Annotated in this window: 16 protein-coding genes and 2 pseudogenes; 4 read left to right on the forward strand and 14 right to left on the reverse strand. The window is 56.8% G+C overall.

The features are described from left to right. Entirely contained in the window at nt 1-513 is a 513-nt protein-coding gene (locus tag GOW04_RS09295; protein ID WP_171232335.1) for a Fur family transcriptional regulator, read from the reverse strand. 57 nt (nt 514-570) lie between these two features. Here GOW04_RS09295 and GOW04_RS09300 point away from each other — a divergent pair, with 57 nt between their 5' ends. The 3 genes and pseudogenes from GOW04_RS09300 to aspT all read left to right on the forward strand — a co-directional run bounded on the left by GOW04_RS09300 (nt 571) and on the right by aspT (nt 4,393). Beyond that, complete coding sequence (locus tag GOW04_RS09300; RefSeq protein WP_171232336.1) at nt 571-1,662, forward strand: zinc ABC transporter substrate-binding protein; 1,092 nt, start codon at nt 571-573, stop codon at nt 1,660-1,662. 204 nt (nt 1,663-1,866) lie between these two features. Beyond that, nucleotides 1,867-2,458, forward strand: a pseudogene (locus GOW04_RS09305) (transposase). A 234-nt stretch (nt 2,459-2,692) separates the two neighbouring features. Continuing rightward, on the forward strand, nt 2,693-4,393 hold the full coding sequence (aspT, locus tag GOW04_RS09310; protein ID WP_152460130.1) for an aspartate-alanine antiporter: 1,701 nt from the start codon (nt 2,693-2,695) through the stop codon (nt 4,391-4,393). Nucleotides 4,394-4,510: 117 nt separating this feature from the next. Here the strand turns inward: aspT and GOW04_RS09315 are convergent, their stop codons facing one another. From GOW04_RS09315 to GOW04_RS09370, 13 genes and pseudogenes are all read right to left on the reverse strand, one after another. Next, nucleotides 4,511-6,142: a bifunctional aspartate transaminase/aspartate 4-decarboxylase gene (locus GOW04_RS09315; protein WP_152460129.1), complete on the reverse strand. Its 1,632-nt coding sequence runs from the start codon at nt 6,140-6,142 to the stop codon at nt 4,511-4,513. A 255-nt stretch (nt 6,143-6,397) separates the two neighbouring features. After that, a pseudogene (locus tag GOW04_RS21915) lies at nt 6,398-6,657 on the reverse strand (transposase); the annotation flags it as partial. Nucleotides 6,658-6,738: 81 nt separating this feature from the next. After that, a complete protein-coding gene (locus GOW04_RS09320; RefSeq protein WP_171232337.1) occupies nt 6,739-7,500 on the reverse strand; it encodes a Phenylacetic acid catabolic protein in 762 nt (253 codons plus the stop codon). Nucleotides 7,501-7,513: 13 nt separating this feature from the next. Then, on the reverse strand, nt 7,514-8,587 hold the full coding sequence (locus GOW04_RS09325) for a 2Fe-2S iron-sulfur cluster-binding protein (protein ID WP_171232338.1): 1,074 nt from the start codon (nt 8,585-8,587) through the stop codon (nt 7,514-7,516). A 13-nt stretch (nt 8,588-8,600) separates the two neighbouring features. Then, nucleotides 8,601-9,059: a 1,2-phenylacetyl-CoA epoxidase subunit PaaD gene (gene paaD / locus GOW04_RS09330; protein ID WP_171170265.1), complete on the reverse strand. Its 459-nt coding sequence runs from the start codon at nt 9,057-9,059 to the stop codon at nt 8,601-8,603. Nucleotides 9,060-9,065: 6 nt separating this feature from the next. Continuing rightward, nucleotides 9,066-9,824, reverse strand: coding sequence for a 1,2-phenylacetyl-CoA epoxidase subunit PaaC (gene paaC / locus GOW04_RS09335; protein ID WP_152460124.1), 759 nt, complete (start codon nt 9,822-9,824; stop codon nt 9,066-9,068). Further along, nucleotides 9,824-10,108, reverse strand: a complete 285-nt coding sequence (gene paaB, locus GOW04_RS09340; RefSeq protein ID WP_171118424.1) for a 1,2-phenylacetyl-CoA epoxidase subunit PaaB — start codon at nt 10,106-10,108, stop codon at nt 9,824-9,826. Before paaB ends, paaC begins: the two co-directional genes overlap by 1 nt. A gap of 23 nt (nt 10,109-10,131) precedes the next feature. Beyond that, nucleotides 10,132-11,109, reverse strand: coding sequence for a 1,2-phenylacetyl-CoA epoxidase subunit PaaA (paaA, locus tag GOW04_RS09345; RefSeq protein ID WP_171232339.1), 978 nt, complete (start codon nt 11,107-11,109; stop codon nt 10,132-10,134). A gap of 15 nt (nt 11,110-11,124) precedes the next feature. Next, a complete protein-coding gene (gene pcaF, locus GOW04_RS09350; RefSeq protein WP_171229247.1) occupies nt 11,125-12,327 on the reverse strand; it encodes a 3-oxoadipyl-CoA thiolase in 1,203 nt (400 codons plus the stop codon). Between the two features lie 231 nt (nt 12,328-12,558). Next, nucleotides 12,559-13,374 carry a PaaX family transcriptional regulator C-terminal domain-containing protein gene (locus tag GOW04_RS09355; RefSeq protein WP_171232340.1) on the reverse strand — a complete coding sequence of 272 codons (816 nt, stop codon included), beginning with the start codon at nt 13,372-13,374 and terminating at the stop codon, nt 12,559-12,561. A gap of 90 nt (nt 13,375-13,464) precedes the next feature. After that, the gene (locus GOW04_RS22230) at nt 13,465-14,574 is read right to left on the reverse strand and encodes a sterol desaturase family protein (protein ID WP_171232341.1); all 1,110 of its coding nucleotides are present in this window, start codon (nt 14,572-14,574) and stop codon (nt 13,465-13,467) included. A gap of 98 nt (nt 14,575-14,672) precedes the next feature. After that, a complete protein-coding gene (locus tag GOW04_RS09365; protein WP_152460119.1) occupies nt 14,673-14,885 on the reverse strand; it encodes a hypothetical protein in 213 nt (70 codons plus the stop codon). Nucleotides 14,886-14,920: 35 nt separating this feature from the next. Further along, nucleotides 14,921-15,886: an NAD(P)-dependent oxidoreductase gene (locus GOW04_RS09370; protein WP_171232342.1), complete on the reverse strand. Its 966-nt coding sequence runs from the start codon at nt 15,884-15,886 to the stop codon at nt 14,921-14,923. Nucleotides 15,887-16,018: 132 nt separating this feature from the next. Between GOW04_RS09370 and GOW04_RS09375 the strand changes: the two genes are divergently transcribed. After that, on the forward strand, nt 16,019-16,894 hold the full coding sequence (locus GOW04_RS09375; RefSeq protein ID WP_171232343.1) for a LysR family transcriptional regulator: 876 nt from the start codon (nt 16,019-16,021) through the stop codon (nt 16,892-16,894). Nucleotides 16,895-16,899 lie beyond the last annotated feature (5 nt).

The following is a 16,899-nucleotide window of genomic DNA, read 5'->3' on the forward strand; positions in this document are numbered from 1 at the left end:
TCAGGCCTTTTCGGTGCAGTCGGGGCAAAGTCCCTCGGCTTCTACAACCGTTCGCTCGATCTCGAAACCCGCAGCGCGCGCAGCAGCACCAAGAACACCTTTGGCCGGCGCGGACTGCGCCTCGGCAACCGCATCGCACTTCCTGCAAATCATGAATGCCGGAGAATGCGATGCGCCGGGATGAGAGCAGGCAACGAATGCATTCAGCCGCTCGATCTTGTGAACGAACCCGTTTTGAACAAGGAAATCAAGCGCCCGATAGGCGACCGGAGGTTGAGACCCGAACCCTTCCTCTCGCAGGCGGTCAAGAATTGCATAGGCACCAAGGGCCCGATGCTCTTGCAGCAGCATTTCCAAGACCTTGCGGCGAACCGGCGTCAGGCGCAGCCCCTCGCCCTTGCAGCGCGCCTCGGCGGATACCAACGCAGTTTTGACGCAACTCTGATGGTCATGTTCCTGAAACCCGACCGGGGCCGCCTCATCGACAGAGGCAGGGTTCGTATCGCTTGTCATGTTATTTCATATCATGTATTGCCACTCGTAACGTTATAAAATCACACAGAGGGTCTGATGTCCAGAAAGCTTCTTCCAGTTTCGATCACGGTTGCATTGATGGGAGGAACGGCCATTGCGGACGTTCCGAACGTCGCGGTCGATATCGCACCGATCCACTCGCTCGTTTCCCGGGTTATGGACGGCGTCGGAACACCGGCCCTGATCGTCGCACCAGGTGCCTCGCCTCATGAATACAACCTGCGCCCGTCCGAGGCGGCCGCATTGCAGGATGCCGATCTGGTGTTCTGGGTAGGAGAAGACCTGACACCTTGGATGGAAAGTGCCATCGAAACCCTTGCCGACAGTGCGACGGTCACGTCCCTTCTTGACGCGGATGGTACGGTTCTTCTGGAGTTCCGCGAAAGCGCTGTTTTCGAGGCACACGATCATGGCGGCGAAGACGAACATGATCATGATGATGAGCACATCGAAGACGACCGGCACGATCATGATGATCATGAACATGGTCACGACGACCATGCAAAGGATGATGACCACGAGCATGATCACGACGACCACGCCAAGGATGATGATCACGATCACGAAGAACATGCCGATCAAGACAAGCATGATGAGCATCATGATCACGCGCATGGTGCGCACGACCCACATGCATGGCTTTCACCGGCAAATGCTGAAACCTGGCTGAATCTGATCGCCGCGCAGCTGTCGTCTGCCGACCCGGACAATGCAGGTGCATATTTTGCCAATGCCGCAGCCGCGCGCGCTGAAATGGCCGCGCTGTCCGCACAAGTGGCCGAGACGCTTGGACCAGTTCGCGGAGGAAGCTTCGTCGTGTTCCACGACGCCTACCAGTATTTCGAGGATGCATTTGACTTTCCGGCCGCAGGTGCGATTTCCATCGCCGACGCCTCGGACCCGAGCCCGGCTCGTATCGCCGAGATTCAAACCCGTATCCGCGAAGAAGGTATCAACTGCGTTCTCGCCGAGCCGCAATTCAACCCCGGCATGGTCAAAACCGTGCTGGACGGCACCGAGGCCAAGACGGGCGTAATCGATCCGCTGGGCTCTGATCTGGAACCCGGAGCCGATCTCTACCCGCAAGTCATTCTCAATATGGCAAAAACTCTGGCCGAGTGTCTCTAACCCTGTCGCAAGCCCGGTTCAGTTTGAGAAACTGGCCGGGTTCAACCTTCCAGAAGACAGGGCGGATCAACTCGCAGACCGAAATAATCGGCAGCTACTTCATATATGATGCCATGGTGCATCCGTATTCACTGCGCGGCACGGTTCACGGCTTGAAAACGAAGCGGTGACACACGTCATTTTTTCTGGTTGACCGGCGCGCAGATGGCTAGGCATGCCCCCTTCTTCGTGAAGTCGCACGGCAGGCCTCGGGTGGATGACAAACCGGTGTTTCGCGGGATTGTCTTCATCAACTGCAATGGCTCGCGGTGGCGCGACACTCCCGAGGAATACAGAACTAACAAGACGCTTAACAGCCGGTGGAAGCGTCGGTGCAAGAAGGGTATCTCCGCCCGGATGTTGGCCGAACTGGTTGCCGGCCACGGCGAAAGGAAGACCACGATCCCCTGCCGGGCAATGGACGCGACCTATCTCATCGCACACGGCACCGAGACCAGTATGGCCGAAAAAGGGGGGCGTGGCCGCCTGATCGGGCGCACCAAGGGCGGCATAAATACCAAGCTGATGACCGCCTGCGATGGCCAGGGTCGCCCGCTCAACCTGTTCGTGACCCCCGGGAGCGACAGTGATTACATCGACGCCCGGGCTCTGCTCAGTAGCATCCCAAATGTGGATTGGCTGCTTGGGGAACGTGGCCGTGATACCAGTTAAGGAAGACAAGCGCCGCAACTGCATCGAGACTATGTTTGGCGGGCTTAAGAATTGGAGGCGTGCGGCAACCCGCCATCACTGTTGATCCGGGGTCTTCCAATCAGCGACCGCACTCAAAGAAACCGTCATCCACTGACTGGGAATCCTCGCCCATGTACATTAGCTCTTTTTCGAAACCTTTCCGCCGGAATAGAGATGCAAAGCGCTGTGCTCTTAAATCCTCGCGCTACGTCAGTCACATTGTTTTTTTGTTTTCAATATAGTTAGTCACTGTATCTTGATCGGAACGACCCTGAAGAGAGACGCAGGAGATTTCAAAATGGAATTGATTTCTGAGCAGCTTCGTACCTTCCCGATTATGGCGCTGTTTCTTTGTCTGGGCTTAGGTTATGGCGTTGGAAAGTTCAGGGTCGGCAAGTTCGAACTTGGTGGCATCGCCGGAACCCTTTTGGTGGCCGTTCTTGTAGGTCAAATCGGGGGCATTAACCTGAGCACCGATGTCCAGAATATTTTCTTCTCTCTCTTCATTTTTATGGTCGGCTATAATGGTGGCCCTCAATTTTTTGCAGCTCTGAACCGAACCGCACTTACCAAGTTACTGGCTGCATTTATGATGACTGTCTGGGGACTTTTCTTTGTGGTGGTCGTCGCCCGTTTGGCTGGGTTGGACAAAGGGTTGGCCGCCGGGCTGGCTGCAGGAGGGCTTACGCAATCCGCAATCATTGGTACCGCTGGAAATGCCATCGACCTGCTTGGGCTGGCCGCTGACGAAGCGGAAAAGCTCAAAACCAACATCGCCGTGGGATATTCAGTCACTTACATCTTCGGCTCGATCGGGCCAATTTTGGCGGTGAGTGTCATTCCAATCATAATGCGCGTGGATCTGCGTAAAGAGGCGATTAAGCTGGCCCAAAAACTCAGCGGAGGTGGCCGCAAACTGGAAGAAGGCGAGTTCCTCCCAATGAACCGCTTTAACGCCCGCGCCTATCAGGTAGGTTCCGACGCCTCGATCGCAGGAAAGTCAGTTAAATCCATCGAAAACACTTACGACGGCGACCTGATCGTCGAGAAAATTCTGCATGAAGGTGCGCCGTTAGATCCCAAACCGGACATGATTATCAGCCCAGGAGACGTCATCGTTGTATCGGGGCTTGTTACAACCCTGACCCGGTTCGAAGGTAGTGCAAGCGGAGAAATTGGTGAGTACCCACCTGAATTGACGGTAGTGGAAGAACGTCGAAATGTTGTTGTCACTAATCGGAAACTGACAGGTAAAACTCTTGCCGAATTACGCGAAGCCCTGACAGCCGATCAACGACGCGGCGTTCACATCTCAAAAATTACCCGAATGGGTCACGAAGTGCCGGTGTTGCAAAATACCGAAATTCATGCAGGCGATGAGATCTGCATCGTCGGCCACAAAGACGACTTGAACCGAGCGGCAAAAGAGGCGGGATACGTACCGCCATTGGCTTCGGCCACAAATTTCATCGCGCTGGGGATTGGTGTGGCAATTGGCTATTTGATTGGCGAAATCAGCTTCGTGATCGCTGGAACCAAAGTGTCGCTCGGCTCGGGCCTTGGGTGCCTCGTGACAGGGTTGATAATCGGGTATTTGCGTATTCGCCGACCAAAGATCGGCGGGATCAACCATGGGGCCGCAAATTTTCTGCAGAGTTTCGGATTGGCGGTATTCGTCGGGGTTGTTGGTTTGAATGCCGGTAAACCTGCTCTGGAAGCAATTCAACAGTACGGCGTTACCCTGCTTCTGTTGGGAGTCCTGGTCACAATGATGCCAATGATTGTTCAATTCCCTATTAACTACTATGTCTTGCGCATCAAAAACCCGGTCGAAGCCTGCGCGGTTGTTACCGGGTCCCGGTCCGGGAACCCGGGGTTTGCCACGTTGCTTGAAAAGGCAGGGAACTCCACTCCCACGCCAGCGTTCACCATGACCTATGCGGTTGCAAATATCTTTTTGACGCTCTGGGGCCCGCTCGTTGTGGCGTTCGTACCGTAAGTCGCTTCAGAATTACCTCAACTTTCGATCGCGACTATGTGGCATGCGGCTAGGACATGACCCGCTGAGAAGACAGGCTGATAGTTTGGGTCGCCTGCGTCCTCAGCGGCCATGTTTTTAACCGTGCAACGGCAATCCTTTTGACGCGCGATAAGCCTGCACATATCCAACGGCCACAGCCCGTACAGCGCGACCAATCTGGCGATAGGCGCTGTCGTCCAAATTGGCGAAAGACACGCGTGCAGACCAGTTGGGCGCATCAAAACCGGACCCGTTCAACAGCACGATTCCGTGGTCCTGCGCCAGTTTGAACGAGATATCCAACGGGTGAACGTTTTCCTTGATCCATTCGACCACATCTTCGCCGACGTATTTCCGCAGCCAGAACTCGAAATCTATGATGCCATAATACTTGTCGAACAACGGGTTGTCGGCGACTTCAACGCCCAATCCATCGACCAGTTCATCAAAACGGTGCTTCAAGATACCCCAACAGAATTTCTGATAAACTTTCTCTTGGTCCATCAATTCAACAAGCGAGAATAATGTCATCATCACTTGTTGTGGCACCGACAGACCCGCAGTGTGATTTAGTGCGACATCCCGGCTGTCGGCGACAATCCGATCAATGAACTTGAACGAGGACGGGTCGGGGGTTAGCGATTCATACCGGGCGTTCACCACAGCTTTGGTCTCGTCCGGTGCCTCAGCAATCATCTTGTCAAAGATGTTGTTCTCGGCCACCAGAATTGCGCCCAGACGCCAGCCCGTGCAACCAAAATACTTCGAGTAGGAGTAAACCCCGATCGTATTTTCAGGAAGATGTCCCATCACCGATTGAAAGTCGGGTACGAATGTGCCGTAGACATCATCTGTCAATATGATCAGGTCAGGACGGCGGGTCTTTACGAAGTCCACAAGTCGGGTCATGACTTCGGGGCTGATCGCGACAGAGGATGGATTCCCTGGGTTGACCAAGAACAGCGCTTTGACTTTAGGATCGGCCAGCAGTTCAAAATCGTTGTCGTTAAGTTGAAAATGATCTTCTTCAGCAGAAGACACATCCACAGTATTCAACCCGTAATCTTCAAGCACCGGCATTTCCAGATAAGGCGTGAAGATCGGCGTGCCCAATGCAATTGTGTCGCCTGCATTAAGCAACCGCTGGTTCTTGAGCGCTTTGAAAATATAGCACATCGCAGCAGTTCCGCCCTCTACTGCGTAGATATCGAACTTTGCGTCGGGCCGATGGCCTGCGCACATCGCCCACATCACGTATTCGTGGACGATCGCCTCATTGTGTTCCAAGCACCTGTCCGGCATCGGGTAGTGGTCGCCAATGATACCGTCGGTCAATTCGAGTACGAAATCGTCTGCTGTGAAACCAAATTTTTCAATCGCAAAATCCACCACGGCCACCAAAGTATCTGCACCTGGAGGACCGTTTTTTTCCGACGTTTCGGCGCAGTATGCCTTGAGCCGTTCGTAACATCCCGGCCCTTGTGGCATACCGGCTAGTCCAACTTGTGGTTCATTGCGATGTCGCTGTGCCTCGGTCATCGCGAACTGACCCAAAAGGAAGAACGCCTCTCTCGCCTTGGTAGCGATCCAATTCGGGTTGCCGCGCCCTGCGTTCAAATATGGCAGTGCCATTTGGCGCGACTCCCTCTGCGCCAGCTTTATGAGTTCGTCTTTGATCTGGAAAGGACTTAGGTTCTCGAACTTATGCAGGTCCAGCGTTTCTGCCATGGCATCAAACCTTTGCGTTAGAACAATCGAAAGAATTCAACCGGATCGTATGCAAGGTGATGTGCAAATGTAAACAGAACTATCAGAATGGAGCGACCGACGAAAAGAAAACCATGAACTTCAAAACAGGCTCTGGGGTCGCGATTCCTAACCAGTAAACGACTGTTGCTGCGGGTGCGATCGCTGATTGAAAGATCCTGGAACAGGTCGCGCCTATTGCCCAACAGGGTAGCACGCCAATGATGTCACGAGAGGGATCATCACAGTCTTCTTCTTCTCGCCCTGCCCGGCAACAAGGCCGGCCAACATTCGGGCGAAGATACCTTTCTCGCACCAACGCTTTCTCCGGCTGTAAAGCGAGTTGTACGCTCTGTTTTTTTGGGAGTGTCGCGCCACCGCGAACCATTGCGATTGATGAAGATAGTCCCGCTTAATACCCGTTTGTCATCAGCCCGAGGCGTGGCACGCGACTCCGCTAAGAAGGGGGCGAGCCTGGCCTCCTGCTCGTCAGTCAACCAGAAAGGATCACGCGTGTCACCGCTCTGTTTTCTAGGACGTGTACCCTGAAGTACCTTGAAATTGGATGCATCGTGGCACTATGAGGGTGAATTCAAACCCAACTGTTTCAGAGCTTCGTCCGCTGACCGAGCCCAACGTTCCCGAAGGGCAGCGTTGGTGCTATGGCGCAAACCAAGTGATCTCAGATGCTCAAATCGGTCCGGGTCATCCCTCCCGAAAGACACTGCTACGCGTGGCCACCAATAGTCCACAGCGTCTTGCATGTCTTGCGACGCTCCGTTTTCAACCAGCTTCACAGCGCCTTCCAACGCCAGTTCGCCGTGATGCGCCTCGATCGGTGCGATCTGCCGGAAAGCCTCGGCCAGTGGCTGGTAAGAGACGGTCGAGAACTCCGCCAGTTGCTCTGCCACGGCACGGCTCATCAGCAGGTTCATGACGACGGCATCAGTCCAACCGGAAATCGGATAATTGAACACCGCAAGCCGCATGTCATGTTCGCTGCGGGTCGCGCCGATATCCGCTTTTCGATCCAACCGGGCAGTCCACGGGTGATGCGTGGCATAACGATCCGTGTCGGCGCCGAACTCACCCATGATTTTCAGAACCCGATCCGCATGGTCCGTCTTTTCCAACACGATCTTCGCCGCCGCGATGCGTTCCTTTATGCCGGGGCCCTGGTTGATGACATCAGCAAAGCCTGCGGCACCTGCGAGTTCGCTGTCTACAAACGTAGCCATCAGTTTCATCAGCTCGGCGCGGTAACGCGGCGGTACGTTGGTCGGATTGGTCAGCACTCCGCCTGCGGCCAGATAGCTGTCAAGTGTCATGGCGTCGGTCATTGATCCTCTCCCTTTACTGGTCGTAATCCACGACCACGCGGTCGGTCACCGGGTAAGCCTGACAACTCAGCACGTAACCTTTTTCGACCTCGTAATCTTCCAGCGCGTGATTGGCGAGCATCTCGACTTCGCCCTCAAGAACACGGCAGCGGCAGGTTGAACAGACCCCGGCCTTGCAGGCGTAAGGCGCGTCCATGGCATTTTCCAGGGCGGCATCCAGAATGGACTGATCCTTCGGCAAGGTGACGGTCTGCGTCGCGCCGTCGAGTGTGATCGAAGCACTGGTCTGGTTTGCCTGCGTGCCTGCGTCGGCCGCGTCTGCCGTGCGCCTGGCCCGACCCGGCTGGGCGCTGGCGAAGAGTTCGAACTTGATCTGGCTGTCCTCAAGTCCGTGTTCCCGCAGAGCGGCGGCAATACCCAGCATCATCGGCTCTGGGCCACAGATGAATGCGGTGTCTGTATTCTTGACATCGATCCAGTGCTTGAAAAGCTCACGGCATTTTTCCTGCGTTACCAGACCGGTAAACAGGTCAATCTCCTGCGCGTCGGTTTCCAGAATGTGGATGACGTTCAGCCGACCCATATAGAGGTTCTTCAGATCCTCCAGTTCCTCGCGGAACATGATCGTGTTGATGCCCTTGTTGGCATAGATCAGCGTAAATCGGGATTTGGGTTCGCGCGCCAATGTGGTTTTGAGGATCGACAGAACAGGCGTGATCCCCGATCCGCCGGCGAAGCCAAGGTATTGTTTTTCCGCATCCGCATCGATGGGTACATGGAAATTGCCCATGGGCGGCATCGCCTGCACGACGTCACCTATGTTGAGCTCTTCATTTGCCCAGCTTGAGAACGCGCCACCCTCGACACGTTTTATGCCAACCTGAAGAACACCGTCATCCTTGCCAGCACAGATGGAGTAGGAGCGGCGCAGTTCTTCACCATCGAATTCGCGCCGGAATGTCAGGTACTGCCCGGCGGCGAAGTCGAACTGTTCCGCTGCGCCGTTAACAGGTTCAAGCGTAACGACAACCGCATCGCGGATGGTTTTGTGGATGTCGGTGACTTTCAGGTCGTGAAAACGTGCCATCCGGTGCTCCTCCTCAGATGCACTTGAAATAGTCAAAGGGTTCCAGACAGTCCGCGCAGCGCCAATGGGCCTTGCACGGGGTCGAGCCGAATTGGCTGACCTTTTCGACTGATTTACTGCCGCAATGGGGACAGCGATCCGGGCCGCCCGCGGGTTGCGGCGGCGCAATTCCATAGTCTTCCAGCTTGGCGCGGCCTTTTTCGCTGAGCCAATCGGTGGTCCAGGCGGGTGAAATGCTGGTTTCTATGCGCAGATCCCCGATGCCGTGATCGCGCAGGGCGGTTTCGATATCCATACTGATGATGGATGTCGCCGGGCAACCGGAATACGTTGGCGTGACGGTTACGACCAGCGTGTCAGCGTCCCAGCGCACATCGCGCACAATGCCCAAATCCACGACGGAAATCACCGGGATTTCTGGATCGGGCACGGCATCCAGCCAGCTCCATATCTGGTCAGTCGAGACCCGCATCCGCTTTTACCACTTTGCTCCGGGATAGGCGCGTTGCAGCCATTGCATCTGCGTCAGCAGATGGCCCAGATGCTCGGTATGCATGCGCCCGTCGCGGCCACCTTTATGGGCAAAACGGCTTTCCGGAATGGTCAGCGTCGCCTGATTGAGGACCCGCTCAACCAGAGCGTCGTATTCCTCTCGCAAATCCGCCGGGTTCGGCGCGATCCCTGCGGCGACCATCTGGGCGTCCACCTCGTCGCTGGCAAACATCTCGCCCACATAGGGCCACAGGTAATCCAGTGCGTCCTGCATCCGGGCATGACTTTCCTCGGTTCCATCACCAAGCCCGACAACCGTGTCGCCCGAACGTTCCAGATGGTAGGTCACTTCCTTGCTGGCCTTGGCGGCGATTGCCGCAACCCGCTCGTCCGAAGATGCCATCAGGCGTCCCAGCATGATCGAGTGCCACGCATCGAACAGGAATTGACGCATCAGCGTACGGCCGAAATCGCCGTTCGGCACCTCGACCAGCAACACGTTGCGGAAATCCCAGGCGTCGCGCAGGAAGGCCAGATCGTCGGCGCTTTTGCCACCATCGGCCTCTCCGGCAAGGCCCAGCCACATCTGGGTCTGGCCAATCAGGTCCAGCGCGGTGTTGGCCAGCGCTATGTCTTCTTCCAGAACCGGCGCATGGCCGCACCACTCACTGACACGATGGCCGAGGATCAGGGTGTTGTCCCCCATCCGCAGCAGGAATTGCAGAAATGCCTCGTCCCGGGTCATCACATTGCCCCCACTTCATCGGGAATGTCGAAGAAGGTCGGGTGGCGGTACACTTTGCTTTGGCTCGGTTCATACAGCGGGCCTTTGTCGCTGGGCGACGACGCCGAGATGTTGTTGGCTTCGACCACCCAGATCGAGACGCCTTCGTTGCGGCGGGTGTAGACATCGCGCGCGTTCTTGATTGCCATTTCCGCGTCAGGGGCATGTAGCGAACCGACATGTCGGTGGCTCATCCCATGCTGACCGCGGATGAAGATTTCCCACAGGGGCCATTCGGTATTCATCGGGTATCCTCCTCAGGGTAAGCTTATTCAGCAGCCAGATTGCCGGCCTGCTTCTTGCGGGCGTGGGCCAACAGCCCGTCACGGACCCACTTGCCGTCGTCCCATGCCTTGTTGCGCGCGGCCAGCCGATCCACGTTGCAGGGGCCGTTGCCCTTGATCACGTCAAAGAATTCCGACCAGTCGGGTTCGGTAAAGTCGTAATGCCCCCGCTCTTCGTTCCACTTCAGACCCGGATCGGGGATTGTCAGACCCAGATATTCAGCCTGCGGCACGGTCTGGTCGACGAATTTCTGACGCAGCTCGTCATTGGTGTTGATCTTGATCTTCCACGCCATCGACTGGGCCGAATGCACCGAGTCCTTGTCGGACGGACCGAACATCATCAGTGACGGGTACCAGAAGCGGTTCATCGCATCCTGCGCCATCTTGCGTTGCTCGGGCGTGCCTTCGGCCATCTTGCGAATGGCATCGTATCCCTGACGCTGGTGAAAGCTTTCTTCCTTGCAGATGCGGATCATCGCGCGGGAATACGGCCCGTAGGACGTTCTTTGCAGCGGCACCTGGTTCATGATCGCCGCCCCGTCAACCAGCCACCCGACGGCACCGATATCGGCCCAGTTCAAGGTCGGGTAATTGAAGATCGACGAGTATTTCATGCGGCCATCCAGCAGCATCTCGGTCAGTTCATCGCGGCTGACACCCAACGTTTCGGCGGCACAATACAGGTAAAGACCATGCCCGGCCTCGTCCTGCACCTTGGCGAGAAGGATCGCCTTCCGCTCCAGCGTCGGCGCGCGCGTGATCCAGTTGCCTTCCGGCAATTGGCCCACAATCTCGGAATGAGCGTGCTGTCCAATCTGACGGATCAGCGTCTTGCGATACCCATGAGGCATCCAGTCCTTTGGCTCGATCTTGATATCCGCGTCGATCCGCGCCTGGAATTCAGCAAGCTTGTCCGGATCTTCATTCGACGCTTCGGATTCTACCATCTGAGCATACATGTCCCGTCTCCTCCGTTACACGCGTTCAAGTATAAGGGCCGCACCCTGCCCGACACCCACACACATGGTGCACAGGGCATAGCGCCCGCCGGTACGTTTCAATTGATAGGCCGCGGTCAGCACAAGACGCGCACCGCTCATGCCAAGGGGATGGCCCAGCGCTATTGCGCCACCGTTGGGGTTCACGTGGGGCGCGTCGTCGGGAAGACCCAGCTCGCGCAAGGTGGCAAGGCCCTGAGACGCAAACGCCTCGTTCAGTTCGATCACGTCCATCTGATCCACGCTCAGCCCTGCGCGGGCCAACACCTTGCGGCTGGCCGGCACCGGGCCGATGCCCATCACACGTGGCGCAACACCCGCAACCGACATGCCAACCACACGGGCCATCGGGGTCAGGCCGTTCTGGGCTGCTGCGGCCTCATTCGCCATCAGGATTGCCGCCGCGCCATCATTCACACCGGACGCATTTCCCGCCGTCACGGTTTTGTCGGGCCCGTTCACACCTTTCAGACCCGCGAGTTTTTCTGCCGTAGTTCCCGGGCGCGGGTGCTCGTCCGTATCAACGACAATCGGATCACCCTTGCGCTGGGGAACCGAAACCGGGGTGATTTCATCCTTGAACACCCCAGCCGCATGCGCGGCGGCCCAGCGGGACTGGCTGCGCGCGGCAAAGGCATCCTGGTCTTCCCGGCTGATACCATAATCTTCGGCGACATTGTCGGCCGTTTGCGGCATGGAATCGACGCCGTATGCCTGCTTCATCTTCGGGTTCACGAAACGCCATCCGATCGTGGTGTCGTAAACCGCGTTGCTGCGAGTGAACGCCGAACTTGCCTTGGGCATCACGAACGGCGCGCGTGACATGCTTTCCACGCCACCCGCAATGGCCAAATCATAGTCGCCCGCCTTGATGCCGCGCGCCGCCATCCCCACGGCATCCATGCCGCTGGCACACAGACGGTTCACCGTCGTTCCCGGAACGTCAATCGGCAAACCCGCCAACAGCGCCGCCATACGCGCAACATTTCGGTTGCTCTCGCCCGCCTGATTGGCATCGCCATAGATCACGTCGTCAACACTGGCCCAGTCGACCTGAGGGTTGCGCGCCTTCAATGCCGCCAACGGCAGAGCAGCCAGATCATCTGTGCGGACCGACGAAAGCGCTCCTCCGTAGCGTCCGATCGGAGTGCGCGTCGCGTCACAAATGAAAGCGTCCATCTTAGAGTACTCCTGTTCCCATGGAACAATATCTACCGTCTGGTCGGTTAATAAATCTTCCCCTGATTCGATGCAAGTCTTATGTTACTCAATCTTCTCATGTGTCGCACATCTTGTAACATTAAATGTGACTGCTGACCAAAGAGGTTTTCTTGACTGCAAAAAAGACGACGCAGCCCTTCGCGATGGCAGGACATCCAACAGCTCGCCCGAACTTTGCCCCGCTGTGGGTCAGTCCATCAGCTCGGCTTCCAAGCTCGATAGCGAGGGGCGCGGCAGCCTGTCCAACAAGTGCGAGACAGCTTCTCTGCATGCGGCGCCTTTCCAGTCGTCCGGCAGGAAAACCGGTGGCAGGCTTGGGTGGCGCAGAACGATACGTCGCCAGGCATGCACCACCAGTACGCGCAGAACCGCCGACCGCATTGGATCGCCCGCCCCCTCTGCGGGCAAAAGCCGCTCGACAACCTGAATGGCATCCCAGAACTGATCATAGGCAGTTTTCAGCGGCTCCGGCCCGCACAGGTCGCGAAGCCAGTTCGGGACGGACATCGTGTCGCTCTCGAAACCCAGAAGCTCCTCAAGATCATCCGGCATCGGCCCGGGCGCCATGGCCGTGGACGCATTCAGCGAGAAGTAATCCCCTGTCAGCATCAGGTCCGACAATTCCTTTCGGGAACTTTCCGAGTTGCTGGCGATGAGGACATGCCAGATATCCGGCATGTTCGGGTCGCGGGAATAGATACGCGGTGCGGCTGCAACGCTTTGACGGCGGCCAAAGCTGGTCAGCCTGTGCACACTGTTCCGACCGACCCGCGTGCTTTCAATCCAGCCTTCCTTGCGCAACCGATGCAGGGCAACACGCGTGGCCTCGGCCCTGATCCCCGCCAGACGCGTAAGCGCGGTGATGAGTGATCCACTGATCTGATCTGATCCATCCTGCGCCAGATCGCCGAAAATCGTGACCAGAACAGACCACACCCGCTGGGTGCTTGTCGTGGTCAGCCGGCTGACACAGGTTTCAAACCAGTCTGGAGCGGTATCTTTCATTTGCCCAGTATAATCGGGCCCGAAGGAAATGCCATCCGGCCCCACGCGCCCAGTTTCGTTCAGGGTCAGGATTTCGCCAACGGGGTCGGTTCAGTCAAGCGTTGTCGGGCAAGACAAACGATCGACCGAGGCAGCGCCATCTGCGCGCGCGTCGCGTTGCCTGCCGCTCTGTTTGGCGTGCATGTCACGTTTGCGGTTGCGAGTCCGTTTCGTGGCCTCTTCCGAGCCATCATGATAGGTTCCGAACCACTTGTCCCAGGGCATTTCCGCGTTGCCGTAATTGCATTCGTAATACCGGTGATGCAATTGGTGGAAAAACGCCCCGATCAACAACGCCTGACGGTCGCGCGCCCAGATGGCCTCGTACCCGGAATGAGACGAGGCGGCGCCCAACATCAGCCAATACCCCAGAAAGATCATGTGCACCGGGTTGCTGGGCAGTACCAGCACGATCAGGATGGCACTGAGGTACCCCAAAGCCTCGACCGGATGCATCGACATGCCCGACCATGGGCCGGTGTTGACGTTGCGATGATGCACGGCGTGAACATGTCTGTAGATGAACGGCTGGTGCAGAAACAGATGCACTACGTAGAAATGAAAGCTCTGCCAGATCGCCAGAATCGGAAACAGCAGCACGAACCAGACCGGATGCGCCGCGAAGCTGAGCGTGGCGATATAGTCGTTGGCGTACATCCAGCGCAGAAAGCACTCCAGCATCGACAGGAATGTCGCGCCAAAGACCATCGAATGGTAGATGTTGTCCCAGGTCTGATAGCCGAACTTGTACAAAGCGTTCTTGCGCTTCATGTAAGGCCGTGGGTCGTATTTCAGCAGCTTTCCCTGCCCGTCAACGCCGTAGAACCACATGTGCAGACCACCGGCGACGATCAACAGCAGCACCCAGTTCCGAATGAATACCCATGACATCCAGCCCGGGGCAAACGAGGCCTGCCCGGCATCGACGGGTTGTACCCAGAAGGCCACAAGGAAGGCCAAGGCCAGAAAGATCGAGCGGTCCGAGAACTGAAGCCAGTTCTGCCAATCCCATTTCGCCAGGACGTCGATTTTCGGTGGCCAGTTCCAGTACGGGGCGTATTTCACCGGCAAGTCCGGGTGCCAATGCCATTCGCGGCTCATGGGGCCGGGCTCGGGGCTTGCTTTGGTGATGTCCTGAGGGTTCGCGTCTTGGGTCGTCACGTGATTGTCCTTTCCTGAATAAAGTCGCCTTTTTCAGGACCAAGCCGGAGGCGGCTCGTAAGGATATTTGCGTGATGGCCGGCGATACATGATGCGACCTATTCGTGGAACGGGCGGTGGTTATCGAGCGCCTTGTGCAACCTGCCCCGCCCATCCGGTTTCTTGCGGACACCGGCAGCGGAAAGCGAACCGTTCCCCACAGCAACGGCGGCACGAAAAACGGCCAGACGTTTCAGCCGATTTGCTTCAGGCGTGATGCAGGATCCCCCCATGTCAGCGAATGCAACGGCGCAAGAATGATGATCCGCCATGCTGTAGATCCGTTTCCTGCCCGCCGCGCACCGCCCTACTCGGCGGCCTTCAGGTCAGATCCTTGCGGGATCACTTCGTAACCGGGCTCTTCGGGTTCCTCGTCCAGCATTTCCGATGGGAACCCCGGCGCGCGGATATCCAGCCCGGTTTTGTCTTCGAGCCGGCGGATGATGTTGGGGGAAAACTCACGAGGACCGTATTTCTCGATCCCGTCCTTGAAAATCTCGATCATCAGCGGATTGACCTCCAGCGGCACCCCGACGCGATCCGCCACCTCCTGAAACAGGCCGATATCCTTCAACACCAGGTCCATCGTGAACGAGATATCGCGAGATCCGTTGAGGATGACCTGACTTTCGGTTTCATGCACGAAGGATGTTCCCGAACTGATCTTCATTGCCTCATACGCCGTATTCAAATCCATTCCGGCGGCCTTGGCGACGACAAGCGCCTCTGAACAGGTGATCAGGTTTGCAGTGGCCAGATAGTTGGTCAGCACCTTCAGCACCGAAGCAGATCCCAGCTCACCGGTATGAAGGATTCGACGCCCCATCGTGGTCAGAAAGGGCAGAATACGTTCGAACGTGGCGCGATCACATCCGGCAAAAATCGAAATGTTGCCGGTATCCGCTCGATGACACCCGCCCGAGACCGGACAATCGACGGCAGCGCCACCGCGTTCCTTCACCATCGCACCCAGACGCTTGACCTCTGCTTCATCCGTGGTGGACATCTCCATCCAGATTTTGCCCTCGGTCACTTCGGGCAGCATGTCCTCCATCACAGCGTCCGAAGCCGCCGGAGAGGGCAGGCAGGTGATCACCGCATCACAATCCCGCATCAGTTGTGCCGGATTCTCGGCAGCCTTTGCCCCGCGGTCGACGAAACCTGACACCAGGTCAGAGTTCAGATCATGTACGGTCAGATCAACGCCATTGCGCATCAAACTGCCGCTGAGTTTCCCGCCGACATTTCCAAGGCCGATAAATCCAACTTTCATACCTGCGTTCCCTTTCCGGTGACCAATCAGAGGACCAGCGCTGTTTTTCCCTGATGAAATCTACGGGCGTTGAATGCAGCGTGTAAAACGAATAAATATCGCCGGTATCCATAAAATTTTTTGGTGCTGGAAATGTCAAAATCGCCCAATCTGGTCTGGCTGCGGTCTTTTGACTGTGCCGCACGGCATATGAGCTTTACTGCTGCAGCAGAAGAACTTGGCATCACACAGACGGCCCTGAGCCTGCACGTCCGCTCATTGGAAGCACAGCTGGGCTGCCCTTTGTTCTTTCGTGCCGCGCGCAACCTCAACCTGACAGAGGTCGGGCAGGCGTATGCGTTTTCAGTTCGGCGCGCCTTGGGCGATATCGACCTGTCGACCGCAAGCCTGTTTGGCTCCAGTCACAAGCACGAGCTGGTCGTGCGTGTGCCGATTTCCACGGCCAGCTTGTTCCTTGCCGGCAGATTGCCCGAGTTTTCACGCGCACACCCGGGTGTATCGATCAGGTTGGTTTCAAATATCTGGGCAGAATCCGCGGGCAGGGAAAACGTCGATGTCGAGCTGCGTTTGGGGAACGGGGAATGGAACGACGGGCCGTTCAGCAAGATCTCGGACGAACGTATCGTACCGGTTGCAGCCGGATCACGAGATCGGAAATGGCCTTCGACGGAAGAACTGCTGGTCAAACCCCAGATACAGATTTTGGGATTTCAGGACATGTGGCACCGGTATTTTTCCGCTTTCGGCACAGAATATTCTCCTGCGGCGTCTTGCTTCACCGTGGACACGACAATTGCCGCCGTGGACATCGTGGCGGAAGGTGGAGGTTACGCGGTAATCCTTGAGCGCTTTGCCAGAACCGCAATCAATGCCGGAAGGGCCATCGCGATTGTCGGGGACGCCATTCCAATCGAACAGAGCCATTTCCTTGTCGATGGCCTGAGATCGAACGCGAACTCTGCTACCAAACAGATGTTTGAAACCTGGCTCAAACAGATTTTCGCCTGAGATGT

It is taken from the genome of Ruegeria sp. HKCCA4812, from assembly GCF_013034245.1.
In the GTDB taxonomy this organism is placed as follows: Bacteria; Pseudomonadota; Alphaproteobacteria; order Rhodobacterales; family Rhodobacteraceae; genus Ruegeria.